This is a genomic window from Echinicola sp. 20G (assembly GCF_015533855.1).
In the GTDB taxonomy this organism is placed as follows: domain Bacteria; phylum Bacteroidota; class Bacteroidia; order Cytophagales; family Cyclobacteriaceae; genus Echinicola.
Map to the genome: position 1 here is coordinate 3,870,354 of NZ_AP024154.1, position 23,287 is coordinate 3,893,640.

The 23,287-nt window shown below is 38.5% G+C and carries 14 protein-coding genes; 9 read left to right on the forward strand and 5 right to left on the reverse strand.

Annotation, left to right across the window (positions count from 1 at the left end; all coding sequences use genetic code 11):
- Positions 1–346: 346 nt before the first annotated feature.
- The 8 genes from aceK (at position 347) to JL001_RS15835 (ending at position 13,621) form a co-directional block, all read left to right on the forward strand.
- A complete protein-coding gene (gene aceK, locus JL001_RS15800; protein ID WP_200977782.1) occupies positions 347–2,074 on the forward strand; it encodes a bifunctional isocitrate dehydrogenase kinase/phosphatase in 1,728 nt (575 codons plus the stop codon).
- Between the two features lie 278 nt (positions 2,075–2,352).
- Positions 2,353–2,973, forward strand: a complete 621-nt coding sequence (locus JL001_RS15805) for a DUF4136 domain-containing protein (RefSeq protein ID WP_200977784.1) — start codon at positions 2,353–2,355, stop codon at positions 2,971–2,973.
- Positions 2,974–3,130: 157 nt separating this feature from the next.
- Positions 3,131–4,615 (forward strand): arylsulfatase, encoded by a 1,485-nt coding sequence (locus tag JL001_RS15810; protein WP_200977786.1) that lies wholly within the window; start codon positions 3,131–3,133, stop codon positions 4,613–4,615.
- A gap of 113 nt (positions 4,616–4,728) precedes the next feature.
- Positions 4,729–5,913, forward strand: coding sequence for a DUF4861 domain-containing protein (locus JL001_RS15815; protein WP_200977788.1), 1,185 nt, complete (start codon positions 4,729–4,731; stop codon positions 5,911–5,913).
- A gap of 121 nt (positions 5,914–6,034) precedes the next feature.
- Positions 6,035–10,366 (forward strand): CusA/CzcA family heavy metal efflux RND transporter, encoded by a 4,332-nt coding sequence (locus JL001_RS15820; protein WP_200977790.1) that lies wholly within the window; start codon positions 6,035–6,037, stop codon positions 10,364–10,366.
- Positions 10,367–11,533, forward strand: coding sequence for an efflux RND transporter periplasmic adaptor subunit (locus JL001_RS15825; protein WP_236252846.1), 1,167 nt, complete (start codon positions 10,367–10,369; stop codon positions 11,531–11,533).
- 46 nt (positions 11,534–11,579) lie between these two features.
- On the forward strand, positions 11,580–12,248 hold the full coding sequence (locus tag JL001_RS15830) for a response regulator transcription factor (protein ID WP_200977792.1): 669 nt from the start codon (positions 11,580–11,582) through the stop codon (positions 12,246–12,248).
- On the forward strand, positions 12,245–13,621 hold the full coding sequence (locus JL001_RS15835; protein ID WP_200977794.1) for a cell wall metabolism sensor histidine kinase WalK: 1,377 nt from the start codon (positions 12,245–12,247) through the stop codon (positions 13,619–13,621). Before JL001_RS15830 ends, JL001_RS15835 begins: the two co-directional genes overlap by 4 nt.
- A 30-nt stretch (positions 13,622–13,651) precedes the next feature.
- On the opposite strand, the gene JL001_RS15840 is transcribed toward JL001_RS15835, so the two are convergent.
- Genes JL001_RS15840 through JL001_RS15850 form a run of 3 tightly spaced genes read right to left on the reverse strand, consistent with a single transcriptional unit; the run spans position 13,652 to position 18,093 of the window.
- Entirely contained in the window at positions 13,652–15,070 is a 1,419-nt protein-coding gene (locus JL001_RS15840; RefSeq protein ID WP_200977796.1) for a TolC family protein, read from the reverse strand.
- An 8-nt stretch (positions 15,071–15,078) separates the two neighbouring features.
- Positions 15,079–16,455, reverse strand: coding sequence for an HlyD family secretion protein (locus JL001_RS15845; protein WP_200977798.1), 1,377 nt, complete (start codon positions 16,453–16,455; stop codon positions 15,079–15,081).
- Positions 16,456–16,461: 6 nt separating this feature from the next.
- Complete coding sequence (locus JL001_RS15850; protein ID WP_200977806.1) at positions 16,462–18,093, reverse strand: peptidase domain-containing ABC transporter; 1,632 nt, start codon at positions 18,091–18,093, stop codon at positions 16,462–16,464.
- 532 nt (positions 18,094–18,625) lie between these two features.
- Here JL001_RS15850 and JL001_RS15855 point away from each other — a divergent pair.
- Positions 18,626–19,150 carry a lipocalin family protein gene (locus tag JL001_RS15855; RefSeq protein WP_200977807.1) on the forward strand — a complete coding sequence of 175 codons (525 nt, stop codon included), beginning with the start codon at positions 18,626–18,628 and terminating at the stop codon, positions 19,148–19,150.
- A gap of 77 nt (positions 19,151–19,227) precedes the next feature.
- Here the strand turns inward: JL001_RS15855 and JL001_RS15860 are convergent, their stop codons facing one another.
- Entirely contained in the window at positions 19,228–22,002 is a 2,775-nt protein-coding gene (locus JL001_RS15860; protein ID WP_200977809.1) for a TonB-dependent receptor, read from the reverse strand.
- Between the two features lie 18 nt (positions 22,003–22,020).
- Entirely contained in the window at positions 22,021–23,112 is a 1,092-nt protein-coding gene (locus tag JL001_RS15865) for a phytase (RefSeq protein WP_200977811.1), read from the reverse strand.
- Between the last annotated feature and the right edge of the window lie 175 nt (positions 23,113–23,287).

The following is a 23,287-nucleotide window of genomic DNA, read 5'->3' on the forward strand; positions in this document are numbered from 1 at the left end:
ATCAAACCTATTAAACCTATTGTTGAATTATTCAAGCATTTGAATAACTTAACGGAAAGGTAAAAAATAATTCTTAATATCCAAACAATCGATTGCGAAAGGGAAATTTATTAAAGGAAAACAAGTAATATGGAACCATAAATTTGCCAAGTATCCTTTTTGAAAGATCACGGAATTCAGCAGTTTTTACTTAATTATCTTCGATATTCCTTATTAATTAGTAATAAAATAAGCCGCTGATTTTTACAATCCATAAATTATTTGTGTACGCAATCCGAGGAACTTCCTTTGAGTTTTGGTTATATTCATGTTCCTAATATATTCTCCTCATTATTAATAAAAATCGATGAATTCAATTGTAAAACCTGTTGTCGTTTCTGAAATTATAGCAGCTTACATAAAGTATATCACGGCTTTTCATAAACACACCAAAAGGGCTCCCGAATACTTTAAAGCAAGAGATTGGGATGGAGTGCAGTTGAATCACAGACAGCGATTAAGATTGTATAAAGATTGTGTCAATGAGGTAGTTGATACTTGTAAGGAAAAATATGGGGATTTTTTAGAAGACAGGGTTTTTTGGATGGAAGTCAAACAATCTTTTTCAAATGAAATAAACCAAAGAACTGACAAAGAATTGGCTGAGTCATTTTATAATTCTGTCATTAGAAAAGCAGTAGCCCATCTGTCCATAGATGAAGAGTTGATGTTTGTGATCGAAGGCTATGATTCATGTGAAATTCACCCTCAGGAACCTTTGTTTTATAATTATCCACCACATTGGGGAGTTCAAAAAATTATTAGGAAAATTTTGGAGGATTTTGATTTTCAAGCTCCTTATTATCAAAAAGAAAAGGATGTCCAGTTTTTGGTGAGAAGTATTCGAGAGGTTATCCTTACCAGATACAAAGTGGATGAAAATACCACCACACAAGTTCTCAAGCAGGTGTTTTATCGAAATAAGGCAGCCTATTTAATAGGAAGGACTTTTTTAGGTAGAAAGTGGATGCCTTTCATCATTCCGTTTATGCATGGTCCACAGGGTGTTTTTGTGGATACATTGATTTTTGACCCTAATTTAATGAGTGCTATTTTTAGTTATACCAGATCATATTTTATGGTTGAAACAGAGATTCCCTCACAGATCGTGGCTTTTTTGAACTCTGTTATTACCCACAAAAAGGTATTTGAATTGTACAATGCCATTGGTTTTAACAAACATGGCAAGACGGAATTTTACCGTGATTATCTCAATCATCTCAAAACCAGCGATGACCAGTTTGTGGTAGCGCCAGGTATCAAGGGAATGGTAATGACTGTATTTACCTTGCCTTCATATAATATGGTTTTCAAAGTGATCAAGGATAATTTTGATCCTCCCAAAAACATGACCAGGCAAGAAGTCAAGGAAAAGTACAGGCTTGTTTCGCTCCATGACAGGGTAGGGAGAATGGCGGATACGCATGAGTTTGAATATTTTCAAATACCATTGGAAAGGGTTCACCCGGATTTGATCAAGGAATTGAGAAATACGGTCAACTCGTTGGTTGAAATTAAAGAGGATATGCTTATCATCAAGCACCTTTATACAGAAAAAAGGCTTACTCCATTGAATATGTATTTGGAGACATGCACTTTGGAGGACGCTAAAATAGTGGTTGAAGAATATGGAAATGCCATTCTACAATTGGCCAAAGCCAATATTTTTCCGGGAGACATGATGACCAAGAACTTTGGTGTTACCAGGCAAAAACGGGTAATTTTTTATGATTATGATGAAATAGAGTTCCTCACTCGAATGAACTTTAGGGAAAAGCCCAAACCAGTAACTTTTGCCCAGATTTATGCTTCGGAACCTTGGTATGACATTGCCAAGAATGACGTGTTTACAGAAGATTTTAGAAGGTTTATGATTGGAAGGGTTGACGTAAAACCACATTTTTTGGAATTCCATGAATTACTTTTTGACCCAAATCACTGGAAGGAAATCCAAAAGCGCATCGAACAAGGAGAACTGATTCATGCATTTCCATATCCAGAATACATGCGTTTCAGACCAGATGAAGAAGTTTAATGGACAGTTTAGTAATCGTTGATTTTTGTAGTAATTTATTCCTAAAAAATTAAATAACTGCTTGCAATTTTTTATCTGCCAGTTACTTATTCACTCCTAAAATATTTTGATTATTGGAGTTAATTCGTTAATATTCAATAGATCAAATCACTGAATGCCAAAACAAAACCAATTTAAAAATGGTTGTACAAAAAGCATTCTTGATCGAGCGATAAATTGAGCCCGAACTATAGTATTTCTTCTATCATGGTTTATCATCCAAATTAAATTTAAAAGAAATGAAAAAAGCTCACCTATGCATTTTGTTGACGCTGTTCTTATCTACGGCGTGCTTTTCCTCCAAAGATTTTGTCGCTGAATATGATTATGATTACAGAGGAAATTTTAAAAAATACAAGACTTTTGCCTTTATGGAGGATACTGGTACGGATTCTGTAAAACATATTCCCATTATTGACAAAACCATTATTTCAAGACTTAATTCCCAAGGTTTTAGACATCAGATTGATAAACCTGATATTCTAATTTATTACAAGCTCTTTGTCAACCAGATTAGGTACAGAGGGTATGTTCAGCCAGAGTTTGATAATTGGTTGGCCAGCCGTGGTCTTGAAATTTTGAAAGAAGAAGAAGAAAAAGAAAAAAGAGGTGAGGAGGAAGATGTTGATAATCCAGAAGATCGTGAGAAAGGGGAAGATTATGATAACATCAAATATTATGAGAACGACGGTATGTTGATCATTTATGTAATAGATTACAAAAAGAACAAAACAATTTGGCAAGGATATACTTCCGCTACTTTTGATGTTAACTCGCCGAGTATCAATTTAGACCTTACGAGGGCTACTTACAAAGTCATGAACCAGTTTCGGTTGGTCACCAATAATTATTCTTTTTAGTAAAGGTTAAACATTAATTTTGGGCCTTCAGGTAGATTCCTGAAGGCTTTTTTTTGCTTTTCTTTGACCTCACAGTGCAGGACAGTGTAATGAATTTTACCGAATAATTTTAAGAATGTTTTTTAGCATAAACAGATCAACTCAAGATATCCGTACAATGATGCTACAGCGTGTAGGATGGCTTGTTTTTATGTTTCTTGGATGTACCTCGTGCTCCAAGACTACAAGCTCGAATATTGAATCGGGAAAGCTCCCTAATATTATTTTTGTTTTAGCAGATGATCTAGGCTATGGTGATCTCAGCTGTTATGGCCAACAAAAGTTTACAACACCTCATATTGACAAGCTTGCTAAGAGTGGGATGTTGTTTACAAATCATTATGCTGGTACCAGCGTTTGTTCGCCTTCCAGAGCTAGCTTAATGACTGGCCAACACACTGGTCATGTGGCTATTCGTGATAATAGAAGTTTGGATCCAGCTCCTTATGGGTTTAGAGAGAGAGAAGGTCAGTTTCCTCTGCCTGATTCAATTCAAACACTTCCAGAGGTACTGAAATCAAAAGGTTATGTTACTGGAGCTTTTGGGAAATGGGGTCTTGGTGGGCCTGGGACAGAGGGCACGCCTAACAACCAGGGGTTTGATGAATTCTATGGCTATGTTTGTCAATCATTGGCCCATAATTACTATCCCGATCACTTATGGCATAATGATGAAAAAGTGCTATTAAGTGCTAATGACGAAGGAGGATATGGTAGCTATTCACCTGACTTAATGCACGAAAAGGCATTGGAGTTTATTGATTCTAATAAAGACCAACCTTTTTTCCTATTTGTCTCCAGTCCATTGCCTCATGCTGAACTAATAGCTCCTAAAGAGAAAATGGATAAGTTTAAAGGCTCCATCAGTCCTGGAAAACCTTTTCGTGGTGTGGATGAAGGTCCGGCTTTTAGGAAGGGAGGCTTGGCTTCACAAGATCAGCCTCATTTGGTCTTTGCAGCCATGGTTACGGCGTTGGATAGGCAGGTAGGAGAGGTAATGGAAAAGCTCCAAAAGTTAGGATTAGAAGAAAATACCATTGTTATTTTTACTTCAGATAATGGCCCCCATCAAGAAGGAGGTGGCGACCCAGCTTATTTTAATAGTAATGGGCCACTGAGAGGTATAAAACGAGATTTATATGAAGGAGGGATTAGGGTTCCTTTGATTGTGAGTTGGCCAGGAACCATAGAAGCAGGAAGCACCAATGACCACATTTCAGCTTTTTGGGATTTTTACCCTACTTTAAGTGAGGTGGGAGGGCTGAAAAAACCTCCAAATAGTGATGGTATTTCTTTTTATCCAAGCCTTATCGGTAACCTTAATGCCCAGGAAGAACATGATTACCTTTATTGGGAATATCATGGTGAATCAGGAAAACAGGCTGTTAGAATGGGTAATTGGAAAGCAGTTAGAACGGATATTCGAAAAGGAAACAAAACAATAGAATTATTTGATCTGTCCAATGATCTTGGTGAAGCCACCAACGTAGCTGATTTATACCCTGAAGTAACAGCCAAAGCAGATAGTATTTTGAGAATAGCCCATCAGCCAAATGCAGAATTTAAGTTGGGCTATCTGGATGAAGAGAGGAAGTTGGAATAAAGGTCTGTGCTGCTTTATCATTTAAATAAAAAAAACTTAAATTTTAAATACGGAATACCATGCAAGTCAATTATTCTACAATAATACTCATTTGTATAACCCTTACTTTGTGTTTGGCTTCGTGTCAAGCTCCGAAAGAGAATAATACAGAAGAAGTGTCTTTTACAGTAATCAATGCTGTGGATAGGGAAGATTTTGTGTTAGAGATACCTCTAACGAAAATCAAGGAAAAGAACAATGACCTCGATTTTGAAAATTTAAGTGTTCAAATGAGCGAAGAAAATATTCCATTTGAGATAGATCAGATAAGCGTGTCTTTGCTTTGCCTCATTCCTGAGACAAAAGCAGGAAAAGATTATGAATTAACAATCAAAACCAAAAGTCTAGATGAACCCAACTTCACTATCAAAAAAAGAACTCAAGCAGAATTATCCCATAAAGTAGGAGGTGAGTTTCAAAACAGAAAATATATTGGAGGTGAATTTAAAAATGTCCATGAATTAAAAGTGCCTCAGGAACATACGGATCATTCTTATTTCATCCGTTATGAAGGCCCAGGTTGGGAATCTGATAAAGTAGGGTATAGGTTTTATTTGGACTGGAGAAATGGCATTGATGTATTTGGGAAAAAGACTCCCGAAATGGTGCTCCTAGGGGTAGGGCAAGATGGGTTTGACAGCTACCATGAACCTGCAGGCTGGGGAATGGACATTTTGAAAGTAGGTCCATCATTGGGACTCGGGTCAATTGCGACTTGGGAAGATGGCAAAGCAAGAAGAGTAGATGCAACGGACAGCCTGTATGTAGATATTGCTCAAGATGGAGCATTGAGGTCCACCATCAAAACCAATTATTATGGATGGGACATCCAAAATGGGAAGACCGATCTCCTCTCGACCATAAGCATTGATGCAGGTTCAAGAATGAGTAAGATAGAACTTATTGCCTCCAATGGCATCAATAACTTTTGCACTGGCTTGATCAAAAGTGACAAGGCTCCTTTAAAGGTTTCTGATCAAACCAAGAAATTCAGTTATATCGCAAGCTATGGGCAGCAAAGTTTAGCGGATGATATGCTAGGAATTGCCGTTATATTTCCAACAGAACAACTCCAAACCATCACTGAAGATGCCAACAGCCATGTTGTGGTTTTAAACCCAGAAAATAGTAAAGAAATCTCTTATTACATTTTAGCTGCTTGGGAGCAGGAACCTGATGGAATTAAAGATGAAGCAGCATTTTATAACTATTTAGCACATCAAATAGACCTTCTTTCAAAACCAGCCAAAATCGAATGATTTGGTCGGAAAACTAGTTGGTCTATTGGGTACCTATTTTTTAAGGAAATCTTAAGATTGCACTAAGGAAGGCTTTAGTTAAGGATGATAATTTTGACCTATAACAAAATACCTTTTCTTTATGCTTCAGCGGCTTATTCTGTACAGCTTAAACCATAAGCTAATAATTATACTTTTTACCCTTGGAATTATTGGGTTTGGAATTTATTCCTTGTCATACATTCCTTTGGGGGCAGTACCTGATATTACCAATAACCAGGTGCAAATTATTACTACTTCCAAAAACTTGGCCACTGAAGATGTAGAAAAATTTTTGACTTATCCGGTGGAATTGGAAATGGCCAATCTTCCTAATGTCAAGGAGATAAGATCCATTTCTAAATTTGGTCTTTCCGTAGTGACAGTAGTATTCGATGATAAGGCGGGTACCTACCTCCCTAGGCAATTGATCGCTGAAAAACTAAAGAGTGCAGAAGAGAAAATCCCCAATGGTTTTGGAGTTCCTTTTATGGGGCCTATTTCCACAGGACTGGGTGAAATTTATCAATATATTATTGATGTTGATCCTAGATATGAGGCCCAGTACTCCATCACTGATCTGCGTACCATTCAAGATTGGCTGATCAGGAGACAACTTTCTGGAATCCCCGGTGTTGTGGAAGTGAATACCTGGGGAGGATACCTGAAACAATATGAGGTAGCTGTGGATCCTTCTAAACTAAGAGCCATGAAAATTCCTTTGAGTCAGGTTTATACAGTATTGGAAAAGAACAATAGCATTGCAGGTGGGGGATACATTGAAAAGACAGAGGAAACTTATTTTGTTCGTGGGGAGGGCCTAGTGGGCAGTTTGGAAGATATTGAAAATATGGTGGTGGAAACCAGAAATGGGATACCCATTTATATTGGTGATATAGCAAAAGTCCAATTTGGGCATGCCAATAGATTTGGAGCCATAACTGGAAATGGGGAAGGGGAAAAAGTCCTTGGACAGGTAATGATGCTTAAGGGGGCTGATTCTCAAGCGGTGATCAATGCCGTAAACCAACGGGTAGCAGAAATATCTACTTCCTTGCCTCCTGGAATTATCATCAATCCATTTTTGGAAAGGAGTGAACTTATTAATAAAACTACTTTTACGATTGCTGAAAACTTATTGTTAGGCTGTTTAATTGTAATATTTGTGGTGGTGTTGCTACTGGGAAATATACGTTCTGGTCTCGTGGTTGCCTCAATAATACCATTGTGTTTGCTTTTCGCCCTTTCCCTTATGTATCTGACCGGAGTGGATGCCAATTTGATGAGTTTGGGCGCCATTGATTTTGGAATTATCATAGATGGGGCGGTAATAGTTGTAGAATTTATTGCTTATCAGATTACTTCTCAAAGCAAGTCATTGGGGCAACTAAGGGGTAAGGAAAGGCAGTTGCGAATTGATGAAATTACCTATCACGGGGCTCATAAAATGATGCATTCGGCAGTTTTTGGGCAACTCATCATTATCATAGTTTTTATTCCCATTCTGTCTTTGGTGAATGTTGAGGGCAAGATGTTTAGACCTATGGCCCTGGTTTTTTGTTATGCACTCATTGGCGCCATGGTGCTTTGTTTTACCTACGTTCCAGTAATGGCCTCATTGTTTATAAAACCTGAGACCTCTGATAAGCCAGGCTTTTCTCAAAAATTGATCAATTGGGTTTATAGCTTTTACAGGCCTGTAGTATTGTTGGCACTAAGAAATAAATCCATCGTACTGGTGGCTTCTGGGATTTTATTAGTGTTTAGTATATTCCTTTTTAGTCGAATGGGAGGAGAATTTGTCCCCACATTGGATGAAGGGGATTTTGTGATCCAGCCAGTGCTTAAAACAGGGACCTCTTTGGAAAAAACCATAGAGACCACTACCAAGATGGAGCAGATACTATTGGAGTTTCCAGAGGTGGATCAGGTTGTTAGCAGGATCGGAGCAGCAGAGGTGCCCACTGATCCCATGAGTATGGAGGAAAGTGATGTAATGATAAAGCTGATTCCTAAAAAGGAATGGGAAAGTGCTGAGACCAAAGATGAATTGGCAGAGGCATTTAAATCGAAGCTTTCTATACTGCCTGGGATAGACTTTGAATTCACCCAGCCCATAGAGATGCGGTTTAATGAGCTGATAACAGGGGTAAGGGCTGATTTAGCCATCAAAATTTTTGGTGAGGATTTGGATATCCTTTATAGAAAGGCCCTGGAGGTGGAGCAAGCCATAAAAGGAGTAGAGGGGGCTTCGGATATCATTGTGGAGAAGACGGCAGGACTTCCACAAATGATGGTTAAATATGATAGGGCTAAAATAGCTAAATATGGGCTGAATGTTGCGGATTTAAATGACCTCATCAGTATGGGCTTTGCAGGCTTACCGGCAGGGATGGTTTTTGAGGGAGAAAAGCAGTTTGATTTAGTGTTGAGGTTCGATAAGGCAAAACGTCAGAGCTTGGAAGATATTCGCACCGCTTCTGTTCAGTTGCCAAATGGTAGAAGCCTGCCTTTAAGTGAATTTGCAGATATTGACTATACCACTGGACCTGCCAAGATTTCCAGAGACAATACTAAAAGGAGGATAGTAATAGGAGTCAATGTACGTAATAGGGATTTGGAGTCTGTAGTTAATGATGTCCAAAAAATCATTGGAGAAAAGATTAGTCTCCCTAATGGGTACACCATTACCTATGGTGGGCAGTTTGAAAATTTAAGAACAGCCAGAGAAAGGTTGATGATCGCCGTGCCCATTTCTCTAATCCTGATTTTCCTGATGCTATATTTTGCCTTTAAATCAGTGAAGGAAGCTTTGATCATTTACAGTGCAATTCCTTTATCTGCTGTGGGTGGAATTCTCTTATTGTATTTTAGGGACTTGCCATTCAGTATTTCTGCAGGTGTGGGCTTTATTGCGCTTTTTGGAATTGCTGTATTGAATGGGATTGTTTTGATAGAGGAGTTTAAAGAGTTGCGCGCTAGTGGGGTGAAAAATGTACATAAGGCTGTTATGATTGGTACTAGAAAGAGGCTTAGACCTGTTTTGTTGACTGCATCAGCTGCAGCTTTGGGATTTTTGCCTATGGCCATTTCGCAGTCTGCAGGAGCTGAGGTGCAGAGGCCTTTAGCCACTGTAGTAGTTGGGGGATTGATTTCAGCCACACTGTTGACATTATTAGTGGTTCCTGTGCTCTATACCATTTTTGCCGATAGAAAAATCCAATTCAAATTTTCCAAAAAGGCCATGATAGGAGCCATAGTATTTATCGGCTCTTTTGGTATTCCTGAGTCTGTATTTGCACAGGAAAGGACAATTGATCTGGTAGAGGCTTTACAGATCGCTGTGGAAAACAACCAGCAGTTAAATGCTTCAAAATATGAGGTGGAAAGGCAGGAAAACCTAATAGGGAGTTCTTGGAATATTGATAAAACGAATGTCTATTACCATCAAGATCAAAACAATATTGCTGAAAATGGTGAGCCTATAAATGTTTGGGGCATAGAGCAAAACTTTCAGTTTCCCTCAGTATATGGGGCACAAAATAAGTACCAAAAGAACCAACTGGGCTTAATGGAAAACAAGTATCTGTTGGATGAATTTAGGATTAAGCAAGAGGTTTCCAAAGCTTATTACACTGCTGTGTACTATTTCCAAGTAAAAGAAAACTATGATTTTTTGGATAGCCTATACAGCCAATTTGCATTTGCTGCCCAAAGAAAATTTGAACTTGGGGAAAGTAATCTTTTGGAGAAATTAACTTCCCAGAGTAAGTCAAAAGAAGTGGAAGTTTTGCTAGAGCAAAGTCAAAATAATCTCAATCAAGCACTTATTAAGTTCAACAGTTGGCTGCAAACGGACACACTTTTTTTAGTTAAGGCAGATAGTATGCCTATTCTAATGGATGAAGGGCTGATGGAAAACCACCCAGGTATCAATTATTACCAACAGTTGAACGAGGTGGCAGATGCAAAGCTAATTGTAGAGAAACAAAAATTATTACCTGACTTACAGGTTGCTTATTTCCAAGGGACCAATAAATTTCCAGAGGCAAAGATATATAAGGGATTCCAGGCGGGTATAGCCATTCCACTTTGGTTTGGTGCCCAAAAGTCCAATATACAAGCTGCCAAAGCAAGTCAGGTAATAGCAGCAGCACAAGGGGAAAACTATCAGGTCCATCTTCAGGCGAAATATGAAAGCTTGAATCAAGACCTTGAAAAGTATAGGAAAGCCATAGACTATTATTTGGGTGTAGGGAAGGGGTTAGCAGTGGGTTTGGTTCACAATGCCCAATTGGCCTATAAGAATGGAGAAATAGATTTTCTACAATACATACAGCTTTTGGAAAATGCCAAGGGCATAGAGTTAACTTATTTGGAAAACCTCTGGCAATATAATTTGACCATTTTGGAGGCAAAATACTTATTGGATTAGATGATGAAAATTAAAATGAAATATAAGGTCTTTTTTTATATACCTCTCTTAAGCTTCACGGTGCTTTTTGCCTGTGACAGTAAAAAGCAGGAGGCTACAGATGGCAATAAAGAGGAATTAACCAGCAATGGTAATATCATTCAGCTAAGTTATCAACAGTATTCCTCAGGCAATTTTGAAACAGGAGGAATGGAGCAGGTCGATTTTCATGAAGTTGTCAATGTGAATGGGATGCTGGATGTGCCACCAGAAAATAAGGTGGCCATTAGTGCCTATTTTGGGGGGTATATAAAAGAACTGAGCTTACTTCCTGGCCAAAAAGTAAATAAGGGACAGGTACTACTGGTGCTTGAAAACCCAGATTATCTTCAAATTCAACAGGATTTTTTAGAGGTTAAGGGCCAAATGAAATATTTGAAAGCAGACTACAGACGTCAGGCAGAATTGGCAAAGGAAAATGTCAGTTCCGAAAAGAAATATCTGAAGGCTGAAGCAGATTATAAGGTGATGAAGGCCAGGTACGAGTCCTTACAAAAAAAACTGCAGCTAATGGGGATTAAGGCTAGTAATTTGGATGAAGAAAATATTTCATCCCGTATCACACTAAAGGCCCCAATTTCCGGATATATAGCTGAGATTTCAGCTGAAAAAGGCATGTTTTTGAATCCTTCGGATATAGCTTTTACCATCACCAATACTGATCATATCCATTTGGAATTAAATGTATTCGAGAAGGATGTTTTGAAAGTTAAGGTTGGTCAAGAAGTGATTTTTAGCCTACAGGATAATCCAGCAGAAAAGTATAAGGGGGAGGTACATTTGGTAGGAAGGACTATAGGTGAGGAAGATAGAAGTATCAGGGTCCATGTTCATATTGATGGAGAGGAGGAATTGGAAAATTTGGTGCCAGGGATGTTTGCTGAAGCAAAAATTTCGGTGGATAGTTCTCAAAGTCCTGCCTTACCAGAAACCGGTGTGGTTAAGGTTGATCAAGATTACTATGTCCTTTTGAAAACCGGTAATGATTCCCAGGAGCATTCCTTTGTCAAAAAACTGGTGAAAGTGGGTAAGCGGGACAGTGATTATGTGGAGATAATAAATGCCAATGATTTTAAAACTGACTCCCAGTTTTTGACGAAAGGTGCCTATAACTTGATTAAAGAATAATATTTATTTTTATGTTTAGCATTGGATAAATCAAATATGGCAAGCCATGAAAATTCTAATCATTGAAGATGAACCTGGTATAGTTAGATTTTTGAAACAAGGATTTGAAGAAGAAGGCTATATGGTAGAATCAGCATCCGATGGAATTCAAGGTTTGGATATGGCTGTGTCCAGTGATTATGATATTATTTTATTGGATTGGATGATTCCGTCAATTAGTGGCATTGAGGTTTGTCGGTCATTCAGAAAGCAAAACACTAAGACCCCCATAATATTTCTTACTGCAAAGGATGAGGTGGCTGATGTGATTTTTGGCCTTCAGGCCGGGGCAAATGATTATATAAAAAAGCCGTTTCATTTTGAAGAGTTACTGGAAAGGGTAAAAGTTCAGTTAAGGCCAGTAAGTGGGGAACATGAGCAATTCTCTGTTGGGAATATTCGCATGGATATTGGTACCCATCAGGTGTTTAAAAATAGTGAAGAGGTTTATCTTACCCAAAAGGAATTTGCCTTGCTTGAATACTTGATTAGAAATAAGGGAAAGGTATGCCGTAGAACACAGATCATTGAGCATGTCTGGGATATTAATTTCGATTACAATTCAGGGGTAATAGATGTCTATATCAATGCACTAAGGAAAAAACTCAATTTGGAGGAGGGTGAAAATTATATTCAGACCATTAGGGGGGTTGGATATATCGCCAAGGAATTATGAAACTCAATTTTCAAAATAGGATAGCTTTTTATTACCTGATTGCCACATCGGCTATCAGTCTATTGGTATTTGGCTTTATCTATTTTATTGTCAAGAGTACCGTCTATGAAAGTCTGGATAAAAACCTGACTTTTGAAGCCAATAAGCATTTGTTGGAAATTGCTGTGGAAGAGGATACTGTCTTTTTTACCCATAAAAAAGAGTGGGAAGAGATAGAGCATAGGGAAGTTCAGATTAACCCTGTTTTCTTGCAGCTAATGGGATTGAGAGGTCAGGTAATGGATAAGTCGCCCAACCTTAAAGGGGATAGCTTGGTCATGAATCAGTCGGCTTCCATAGATGAACATTATGATACGAAGCTGAATAATAGGCCCATTCGTCAGGTGCATATTGAAATTCAAGAAAACGGAAAAACCAGAGGGTATATTGTGGCAGCATTGCCGCTGGAGGCTTCCATTATGGTATTGTCCAATTTGATGAAGACCTTACTTATTCTGTTTCCGATTTCTACTCTATTATTGTTTTTTATATCAAGGTACCTGGCAGGAAAAAGCATTGCTCCAATAGCTACCATTATTAATACTACCAACAGTATTACCAAGAACAATTTGGATGAAAGGGTAGCTCTCCCTCCTCATAGGGATGAAATCTATGAATTGTCTACTTCCATCAATGGGCTTTTGGATAGGATTGGGGAAGCCATGGAAAGGGAAAAACAATTTACCTCGGATGCTTCCCATGAATTGAGAACCCCTTTAGCTTCTTTGAGGGGGACTTTGGAGGTGTTGGTCCGAAAGAAACGTAATATTGAAGATTACGAAGAGAAAATCCACGATAGCCTCAATGAGGTTGACCGTATGTCAAAGATAGTGGAGCAATTGCTGTTCTTAGCGAGAAACTCCCAAAATAAACCCTATAAGGAGCAAGGAAAGGCCCCTGTTACTGTTTTGGTCGATGAAATTCTTGGTAGACATCAAAAACTGATTAAAGATCGGAAATTAAGTGTTTCATTGAATGCAGATCAGTCTGGAGATCATATGGTGCCTTATTATTATGGGAATTTAATTCTGGACAATGTGGTCAATAATGCGATAAAATACAGTAGGTATAGGGGAAAAGTGGAGATCAATATAAAAGAAGAAGGAGGAAAATATCATTGTTATATCAAGGATGAGGGGATTGGTATTAAGGAAGAGGATCTGTCGTCCATTTTCAATCCGTTCTTTAGGTCTCAGCCTTTGGATCATAAGGAAATCAATGGAAATGGTCTGGGTTTATCAATTGTCAAAAAGGCTGCAGATGCCATAGGCGCAGATATAAACATCAAAAGCCAATTTGGGGCTTGGACTTCAGTGTGTATAAGATTTAGTTAATATGGTATAGATTAAATCAATATTATTGGGCTACAATTCCTGCTCTTCAGGAATATCCAAAGTATTGGTGTAATACCTGTATTTAAGTTGTTCCAGTTGTCTTTTCATGATGAGGTCAACGAGTTTTAACTGTCCTTCCAGGTATTTTTCTTGCCTTTTATTCAAAAGAAATACAGAGCTTTCACCGAAATTGAACTTTTCATTTTCTGCCCAAAGCAACTTTTTATAGCCCTCTACATTCTCCATTTGTATGGCCTCTTGGTTGGCGAGAAAATTAATTTGCTGCTGACTGTTGAGGATTTTGTTTTGTAAGGAAATGGTCTTGTTCTCCAATTCCAGTTGTTGCTCTTGAACTTTCACTTTTCCTAGTTGAAGATCTCCTCTTTCTCCTCTGAGGAACAGGGGAAAGCTGAATGAAAAGCCCCATTTATAGTCATTTTGGTTATATCCAGGAAAGCCTTCACCATCAGGAGTCAGCAAAGGCATATATTTTAGCTTTAGTTTGGGCAGGAGCTTTTCCCGCTTCATCCGCCTGTCCGCTTCCAATGCAGAAAGCTTAAACTGGGCTTCTTGCAAAATGGGATGTTCGTCTAGGGTGTCAAGAGAAAAGACTATGCTGTTATCATTTTCTACAATATTACCTAAATTGGTTGGCACCTTTTGCTCGATAGCATACCAGCCATCTTCGTTCCATAAATAGTTTTCCAGATTTTTCTGCGTACTTGTGTAACTTGATAGCACTGATTGAAGTAAGTTTTTTCGATCTTGCCACATGATGTAAGCCTCCACGGTATCAATGGCAGTTTTTTCACCGTTAAAAAAGGAGGTCTTAGTATTCTCAAAATAGTTTTCTGCCAAATCAATGCTCTCCTGAACGATTTGTAAGGCAGCGTGGCTGTTGGCCCAATAAAGGTAAGCTTCACTGGCACTGAAATAAAGGTCGTTGGTTTGAAGTGTTCTTTGCTGTTCCGCAATCGCCGCATAGGCTTTGGCCTGTCTCAAGGCAGTTCGCCCTTCATCCATGAGAAGTCCTTGGAGTACATTTAGCTCTATCCCAGCATTCCAAAGCCCATCAGTTCCCGTTTGATTTTCGGAACTCAAATAGGTTCCTGAGTTTTTTTCATATCCTGCCACCAAGTCAAATCCTGCCACGGTAGGAAACCGCAAGGAGGAATAGGACTTGCGATAATACAGCTTATCACTATACAGTTTTTGGTTGAAATCTGACTCCAATACTGGATCAAAGTTACCCTTGGCTGAGCGGATAGTAGCCTCTGCTTTTAAGTCATTCAACTTGGCCTTTTGTGAAAGAGGATGGTGCTCGATTACTTTATGAATGAATACATCATAATCTAGGGTATCCGAAAGCGCGTATTGTGCATTGCTTATATAAGGCACAATAGTCATCAGGAAAACCAAGATGTAGTGGAATATTAATTTACTATTCATCCTTGCACTTATTTAACCGATTTTAAAGGAGCCTTTAATTTCAATGGCTCTGGGTTTCTCTTTTCTTTGCTGTAATAATCAGGAGGGAAGCCGTTAAGCTGTCTCCATATTTCATACCAAATAGGTACATTGTTCAGCAGCATAAAAGTTTGCACACCGGTGCCCATACTTAATTTATCTGGCCATTCGCGGTCATCAGGATCAGGGCTGACAAGGATTCGATAATATCCATTACTACTGATAAATCTGTCCATGGCAAACACCTTTCCAGTGAAAACACCGGTAGAAGCTTCAGGCCATCCACTTATGACAATTGCAGGCCATCCATCAAAGCGTAACCTAACCCTGTCACCTTGTTGGATTAATGGTAGGTCTTGTGGTTTAACGTATACTTCCACTGCTAAGTCATAATCTTGAGGCATGATAGAGACTATGTCTGTTCCTTCCTTGATGACCTCACCAACTCCCTTCTTAATGGCTTTTGTGATGTACCCAGACTGTGGTGCTGTGACATAGTATAAGCGTTGTCTTTGGCTGTAGTTTGAAATTTGATTCCGCAATTTGGAAACTTCCGCAGCAGTGCCAAGCTTTGCTGACAAGGCTGACTGAATGTCAGATTGTGCCTTGGCTAACTTGTCCCTATAATCCTGTTCGGTTGAGGACATTTCAAGGTCAAGGTTCAATAATTCATTTCTGGTATTAAGCAATTTGTTCCGTCCTACCGTCACTTTGGCGTTGGCCTCCTGGACTTTCATTTCTTTCTCCTGAAGCTCAGTAAGGGATTTCAAGCCTTTTTCGTGAAGTTCCTGCGTTCTGGCCAGCTGGTTTTCAGCAATCTTCAGGTTGGTTTGATAGGCCACCAAATCGATACTGTCCATTTGTACTTTGTTGGTGGTTTGAAGAATTTTATTCTCAAGTTGTCTTAACTTAAGCTGCATTCCATCTTGCAGCGCTGCATATTGATTTTGAATGGCGCTGATTTTGGCTTCATAAGAATCTGAACTTCCCATTTTAGCATCCAACTGCTCTTGGGTCCTTTCGATCAAGGCAGGATCAAAATATTCACTTTTGGCATCAGACATAAAGACAACCGTATCACCTTTATTGACAAAATCGCCTTCTTTGACATACCACTTTTCCAACCTTCCCGCAATTACAGTCTGAATGGACTGTGGACGTTGTTCAGGAGATATGGTGGTAACATAACCGTTAGTCTGGATATTTTGGGTCCATGGCAATAAAAGGAAAACAAAGAGGCCCAAAAGAAATAGGATAACAGCTCTTCTTGAGAATTTAAAATAGCTGAATTCCTCTAACACCTTAAATGCCTTGAAGTCCTTTTGCTTGACGTATTTTGAAATACTATTTTCTGATATATTAAGCATTGGTATTTAGAGCTTTATTATTTGGGTACTATTTGCGATCCAATCATCTTCATCGGTGATGACAATCAAAGTCCATTGATGGGCCTTATCGGTTAGGAATTCGATAATAGATTTTCTCTCTTCTTTAGGGATATTTACCAGGGGATCTTCCATCAGCAATAGTCCCGGGTTATGACAAATAGCCCTTGCCAAATGGATTTTTTGGATGATACATCTGGGTGTACGGCGTCCACCGCTATCCAAAATCAGGTCTAATCCTTTGGAATGGCTTTTTAAGAAATCATTCATTCCGAGTTTGGTCATCATATCCATCAACTTTTCGTCAGGAATTTGGCGACCAACAAGTATATTTTCCCTAAGTGTTCCTTCGAAAATTTGATTTGATGCCAGAACCACTCCTAAATTCTGGTGCAAACTTTTTCTGTCTAAATGATCGTATGAAATGTCGTTAATGGATATTTCCCCTTTATCTAGGTTTATGATTCCCGCAAGAATCTGAAGCAATGTCGATTTACCTGATCCTGTTTTCCCAGTTAAAACAACACGGGACTGATTGGGGATTTCTAAATTGTAATTGTCAATAATTGGTTCATTATCGGTTGAATAATGAAAAGTGGCATTTTTTAACTTGATGGAGCACGGGCCATTTTTATTGATTTTTGACTTTCCAGCAGAATCTTGGAGCTCCATGTCAGTCACAAAACCAATTTTTTCGAAGGCAGTCAATACATCGTAGACATTATCCCAAACACTGACCAATTTTTCCACGGAGTTGATGATTAGGATAATCACGATTTCAGCAGCCACAAACTGTCCGATATTCATCTGTTGGTTGAAAACCAATAAACCACCCACCACTAAAATACCAGCGGCAATAAACACTTTAAAACCAACAAAAGATTTGAATTGATCCAAAAGCACTCTAAAGTGAGATTCCCTTGAGGTAATATAATCTACTGTTATGTCATCGCTTTTGTTGAGGTGAAAGGACTGGTTTTGACTGAGGTGAAAAGTCCTCCTGACCCTACCAATTTCTTCCAGCCAATGAGCCAAATTATACTTGTATTTACTTTCCTTGATACTGGTTTCCAAACCGATTCTACCTGTGATTTTGACCAGGACAAATAGGGCAAAGCCCAGGATCAGTCCCAGTGCGATAAAGTAAATACTGTATACTGACAGTAAAATGATTCCAAATATGATCTGAAAAGAAGAGACTGACAGGTCAATCAGTAATTTTGGCAGTCCTTTTTGAATGGTCATGGTATCAAAAAAACGATTGGCCAATTCTGGTGCATGTTGGCTATCCAACTCCCTTGGTTTGATCTGAGGCAGCCTGAAAGCAAATTCAAATGCTGAACGGGCAAAAATATCCTGTTGGATATTTTCAACGATTCTCAATTGTAAAACTTGCAATAGTCCTGCGGCAGTGATGCCAACTAAAACAATGGTGACCAATAGAACCCAAGATATTGAAAGCTCTCCAGTTTGGAGATAGTTGATGATAGCTTGTATTCCCAAGGGCAAAGACAAGTTCACTATCCCTATCACCAATGCATAGGTATAGATTTGCCGAATTTCTGGTTTATATAGCTTTAACAGCCGCCAAAGCCGCTGTATGGGGGTAAGTTTGGTCATATTGTAAACTAAAATAAGGATATAGCTTATTTATCTTATGTAAAACAAGCTATGAACTAAAGATGTTTTGGGTAAGTTTTTGGGTTGTCTTCGCCACCAATAGAGTAGTGGGAGAGGTGTATTTAAGCTTTCAAAGATTTATTAAAGTAATTCCTTTTACTCAGTAAACTCATTATTAATAATTTCATGTCATTCATTAAGGTTATGGTAGTTTGAAATAGCAATTTTAGTGCAAATGGAGTATAAGTTAGATTAGAAAGTCATTAAAATTACTAATGGCTATGAAAAATGGGATATACAAATTTACACATTAAAGGAGTTTCAAACCCAACTCTTGGTCTAAATAGTTTATTGTTTGGAAAACTTTCTCTGCCATAACGATTATATTAATTTGGTGATATTTACTTAATTAGCTGATTGAGTGTTTAATTTAAATTTTTATAAAAATGTTTTTTATATATTTAAAAACAATTTTTAAATATATAAATATGTATTACATTTAAATTTATTATTTAACCTTAATTTTTAAAACATGAAATTACTACGTTTTACCTTTGTTTTAATGCTTGTTTCTTTAATGTTTTCCTGCTCCGACACAGAATTACCAATGATCAGTCACTCTGTGGTAGGGGAGTGGGAAATGGTAGGAATGACTTATAGCGGAACCTCTACCGTATCCTATGGTGGGATAAATTTCCCACCCACTTTTTCGGAAGGAGTAGCTTCTGACATTGACTACATTTTGACTGTCAATGAGTCACCCAACACTGTTGTAGGCGAAGGAAGTTATACAGTGACCCTAAAAAGTTCATATATGGAACATGAGTTTGATTTTTCAGTTCCTGTTGATTATTTCATGAAATCAGGTTCTTGGGAGGTGGAAGGTGATAAGTTTATCTTAAGCAAACCTGGAGAATCTCCTGAAACTGCCACTATTGTCAAATTGACAGCAGATGAAATGGTGCTTAAAGTTTCTACTGATATCTATCAATCTAATGATGAACTTGTAAGCATTAGGTATATTATTGAGGGGTTGATCAGTATGAATAGACAATAAATAATTATGTAACTATTTTAAGCTAAAAGGCGACTTAATTTTAATTAAGTCGCCTTTTTTAAGGTTTTCAGTTATTTCTATTCGAACAAATCAAATTTCACCCCGAAATTAAGTCTTGCATTGTAATATTCTTCTTGCATGGTTCTGGAACGGATGCCTTGATAATACCTCAATGGTTGATTGGTCAAGTTATTACCTTCAAAGAATAGTCTCCATTTAGGTGTAAAAGCGTAAGATGCATTGACGTCCAAGAACATTTGCTCATCGTAATACCTGTCCTCAAATGCCTCACCACCCAGTTCATCCAAGTAGTCTCCGGCATAATTCAAAGAAGCTCTCAAAACCAATTTTTTGGTTTCGTAGGAAAGAGAAGCATTGAACATATGCTTGGCGGTACCTGGCAGTTCAAGGTTGTCTTCTTCTCTACCTTCAATACCTGTGGTCTCAGATTGGGTAAATGTGTAGTTCAGGTAAACGCCTAACCCTTTCCATACTTGTTTCTGAATGGATGCTTCCAGACCATAAACAGAAGCTGTACCGCCATTTTCAGGTCTAGTGTATTCTAGGCCATCTCCAAATACAGGATCATTGTAGTTAAGGTCTGTTTTCTCGTACACGAACTGATCAATATCTTTGTAAAAACCACCCAGTGAAATCAAGCCAACATTGTCAAAATACCTTTCAGCCATCACATCAAAATTCATGGCAACGGTCGGCAACAAATCTGGATTACCTCTAGATAGTTCGTCATCTTCTGCTACATATTCCGCATAGGGTACCAAATCATAATAATTTGGTCGGGCAATGGTGTTGGTCCAAGCAAACCTTAAAACACTGTTTTGGTCTGCATCATATTTTAAATGAACGCCAGGCATAAAATTAGAGTAGCTATCATCTTGTGTAGCTTGACTGAAGGTTTCATTGTCTACATCATAAAGATTACCTGTATAGGAAATCTGGGTGTGTTCCCACCTTAAACCAACAATGGTGGAAAGCTTATCCGTCAATTGGTGGTCAGCCATTACGTATGCAGCAGTTACGGTTTCATTTGCAGAATAGTTGCTAGGTAAAAACTCCTCATAGACTAACTCTCCTTCAAACTGACTTGCATCATCTAAGTTCAGAGTTCCTAGGAATTGTGGGTCCACAAATGTTCCAATTTGATATTGACTGCCAGGTAGGAAGTTTGGATCTGATTGATCTGTATGAGGAACATCTCCAAGAGTAGTACCGAAGCTATCTTCATCTACTGGCGAATATTCGTAATAGTTGTTGATTCGGCTCTTGTATTTGCCTCTGTATCGACCACCAAACTGTAAGATACCTTTATCACTATAGGGCAATTTAAAATCCAATTTTGCATTAAGGTCCTCGTCAAAGGTATATTGGTATTCTTCAGATAAATTATCGAGACCAAATGCCAGATTGTCCGATAAGTTGGCTAAGGAAGCAAATGGCTTTCTAGGATTACGGATGTCAATGTTAACATTTTGATCTTCCTCTCGGTAAGCAATGTACCTTTCATGAGGTCTTTCTTCAGATGCCTTTGCGTAAGTTGCAGACCAATCCATTTTTAATTTGTTGAAAAGGTGGTCACCTCCAAAAGTAAAGTTTTGAACCCTTTGATCTTCCAGTCTTCTTGCTTTGTTTCTGTCAGAATCCAAGCCGCCTTTGGTTTCATATTCTACCCTTGCACTGGATGAGGTAAAGACTCCTTCTGAAACTTCCTCGAAATCACCATCATCGAATACATCATCAAGATTGTCCACTTTCATCGCAAAACGATTTTCCCAGTCATCTCTATGGTTGTACATACTGGAGAAAAGAAGGGTGTGGTTCGGGTTAATTTCATAATCCAAAGCTACTGAAACTGATCGGCGAACCCTTTGTACCAAATATTTTCTCATTTCAAACTCCTCCAAGGCAACGCCATTATCCGAATCATACCAAGCTGTTTCAATATTCTCAGACCCAAAATTATGATTGTTGTAAGATGCAGATACGATCGCTCCAAGTTTTCCGTCTATAAAACGGTCACCGAGAATCATCGCACCCGTCCAAATTGGCTTGTCTGACAAAAGGTTAATTCCTGTTCCTGCTGTACCAGAAACCCTTAGGCCATTAGGAGCCTTTCTAGTCACTAAATTTACGAAACCGCCAATCGCATCAGCATCCATACTTGGCAAAACAGCCTTATTTACTTCAATGGTCTGGATCATATCAGAAGGAATCAAATCCATCTGTACCCTTCTATTGTCTCCTTCTGCCGAAGGGATTCTTTCTCCATTTATCGTAACAGAATTCAATTGAGGAGACATCCCTCGGATGATAATGTCACGCGCTTCTCCTTGGTCATTTTGCATTGTAATGCCTGGAATTCTCTTCAATGCGTCCCCGATATTGGCATCTGGGAACCTTCCTATCTGGTCAGAGGAAACAATATTGGTAATGTTTGAATTGTTTTTCTGTTGGTTCAAAGCTTTGGCTTGGCCTTTAAGGCGGTCACCCATGACCACAAACTCCATATTTTCTATGATCTTCTGATCCAATTTGAAGTTTATGGTAGTTGTTTTTCCTTCTTCAATTTTAGCGGTATGGACTACCGAGCCATATCCTAAATAAGAAACTGAAACTTCATAGTTACCTGCAGGCAAATCCACAATGGAATAATCCCCTGATTGATTGGTAACAGTCCCTAGGGAAGTACCTTGTAAGATTACATTGGCGCCTGGCATGGACAGGTTTTGGGCATCGATGACCCTACCACGCAATACTCCTTGTGCCAGTAATACCTGATGACTTAGGCAAAAAAGAGCCAGCAAAATAATGGTTCTCAGTAATTGATTTTTCATAATTATGAGCTTGAAAGATTAATTTTTTGATTTTAGGGTGTCTCTAGCCATATCTTCCCATTTATAGATTTGGAAAGTCTTGTCATCAGACATGGCAACAAATAATCCATGTGGGAAATCAGGGCCTAATGCTGTGCTGCTGGTCTCTGAGCCGTCACTGGAAACAGTACTGGTTGGGATTTTAGTAATCAATTGATGTTCATGAGGGTTGGAGGAAGATCCTTCTCTAGGAAAGACATGGAATAAGTTGGCTTCCTGGTCAGAAACTAAGATGTAACCTGTTTGATCATCTAGTTTGTAAAAACTGATTCCTTCGTGATCTTTGGTGAACCCTTCTGTGGCAAACAAAGCTAATTGTTCATTGCCTTTCTCGGGATCTGCATAATACTTACGAACGCCAACCCCTTCATCAGAGTAATAGATATATCCCAATTCATTATCTACTGCGATAGCCTCTATTTCTTTATTTCCACTGAATTCACCGAATTTGCGGACTAAATCAAGACTAAGGATACCATCCTCGCTTTTGATTTCATATTGCCACAAATAAGTACCGTCTTGAGGTCCGTTTTTTCGTCCTGCAATCACATAATGTTTATTATTCTCAGGGTTGTGGTATACGGCGACTCCCATTAAGTCACGGTATTCTGGTCCCTCTTCACCAAGGTACACTTCTATGCCCTCAGGATGAATTTCCTTCATATCAGGAAGGCTATAAAAGCGAAGTTTGGAAGTCATGCGCTCACCTGTTACAGCAAAGTCTACTGTTTTGTCACCTAATTGTAGACCATATCCGATATCCACATTGTTAGGTCTCTGGATATTCCGAACGGTTAAAGAATCAATGGCTTTACCTTTGAGATTAAAAACATACAATGCGCCATCGGCGTCTTTGTCTGTCCCAACGATCAAACTTTGGCTTGGGTCAGTTGGGTTGATCCAGATGGCAGGATCATCTGTATCATGATTTACCTGATCTGTAACATAAGTAGGTTTGACCTTGTCCAAGCTTTTTGCAGTGACATTTTCGTTTTGTTGACTTGGGGCACTACATGCTCCAGCAAGAATGCCTAGTGTCCAAAGCCCATTAATTAGTTTACTTTTTGACATAAGATTTAAAAGAATTTGATGCTACAATTTTAGCGTAGACTACTTTTTAGGGCTAGAAATTACTGTAATCAATTAGGCAACAACTGGAAAAATGACCGTTAACAAAACCTAAACAGAATTTAAAATAAATGTATTAAAAAACTGATATTTAGTGTGTTATGAAATGTTACGAATG

Bases quoted from the DNA above. Each gene is read 5' to 3' on its own strand.
- aceK (WP_200977782.1), top strand. From the start codon at position 347: ATGAATTCAATTGTAAAACCTGTTGTCGTTTCTGAAATTATAGCAGCT.
- JL001_RS15830 (WP_200977792.1), top strand. From the start codon at position 11,580: ATGAAAATTCTAATCATTGAAGATGAACCTGGTATAGTTAGATTTTTG.
- JL001_RS15825 (WP_236252846.1), top strand. From the start codon at position 10,367: ATGATGAAAATTAAAATGAAATATAAGGTCTTTTTTTATATACCTCTC.
- JL001_RS15850 (WP_200977806.1), bottom strand. From the start codon at position 18,093: ATGACCAAACTTACCCCCATACAGCGGCTTTGGCGGCTGTTAAAGCTA.
- JL001_RS15865 (WP_200977811.1), bottom strand. From the start codon at position 23,112: ATGTCAAAAAGTAAACTAATTAATGGGCTTTGGACACTAGGCATTCTT.
- JL001_RS15860 (WP_200977809.1), bottom strand. From the start codon at position 22,002: ATGAAAAATCAATTACTGAGAACCATTATTTTGCTGGCTCTTTTTTGC.
- JL001_RS15855 (WP_200977807.1), top strand. From the start codon at position 18,626: ATGAAATTACTACGTTTTACCTTTGTTTTAATGCTTGTTTCTTTAATG.
- JL001_RS15845 (WP_200977798.1), bottom strand. From the start codon at position 16,455: ATGCTTAATATATCAGAAAATAGTATTTCAAAATACGTCAAGCAAAAG.
- JL001_RS15835 (WP_200977794.1), top strand. From the start codon at position 12,245: ATGAAACTCAATTTTCAAAATAGGATAGCTTTTTATTACCTGATTGCC.
- JL001_RS15805 (WP_200977784.1), top strand. From the start codon at position 2,353: ATGAAAAAAGCTCACCTATGCATTTTGTTGACGCTGTTCTTATCTACG.
- JL001_RS15810 (WP_200977786.1), top strand. From the start codon at position 3,131: ATGATGCTACAGCGTGTAGGATGGCTTGTTTTTATGTTTCTTGGATGT.
- JL001_RS15820 (WP_200977790.1), top strand. From the start codon at position 6,035: ATGCTTCAGCGGCTTATTCTGTACAGCTTAAACCATAAGCTAATAATT.
- JL001_RS15840 (WP_200977796.1), bottom strand. From the start codon at position 15,070: ATGAATAGTAAATTAATATTCCACTACATCTTGGTTTTCCTGATGACT.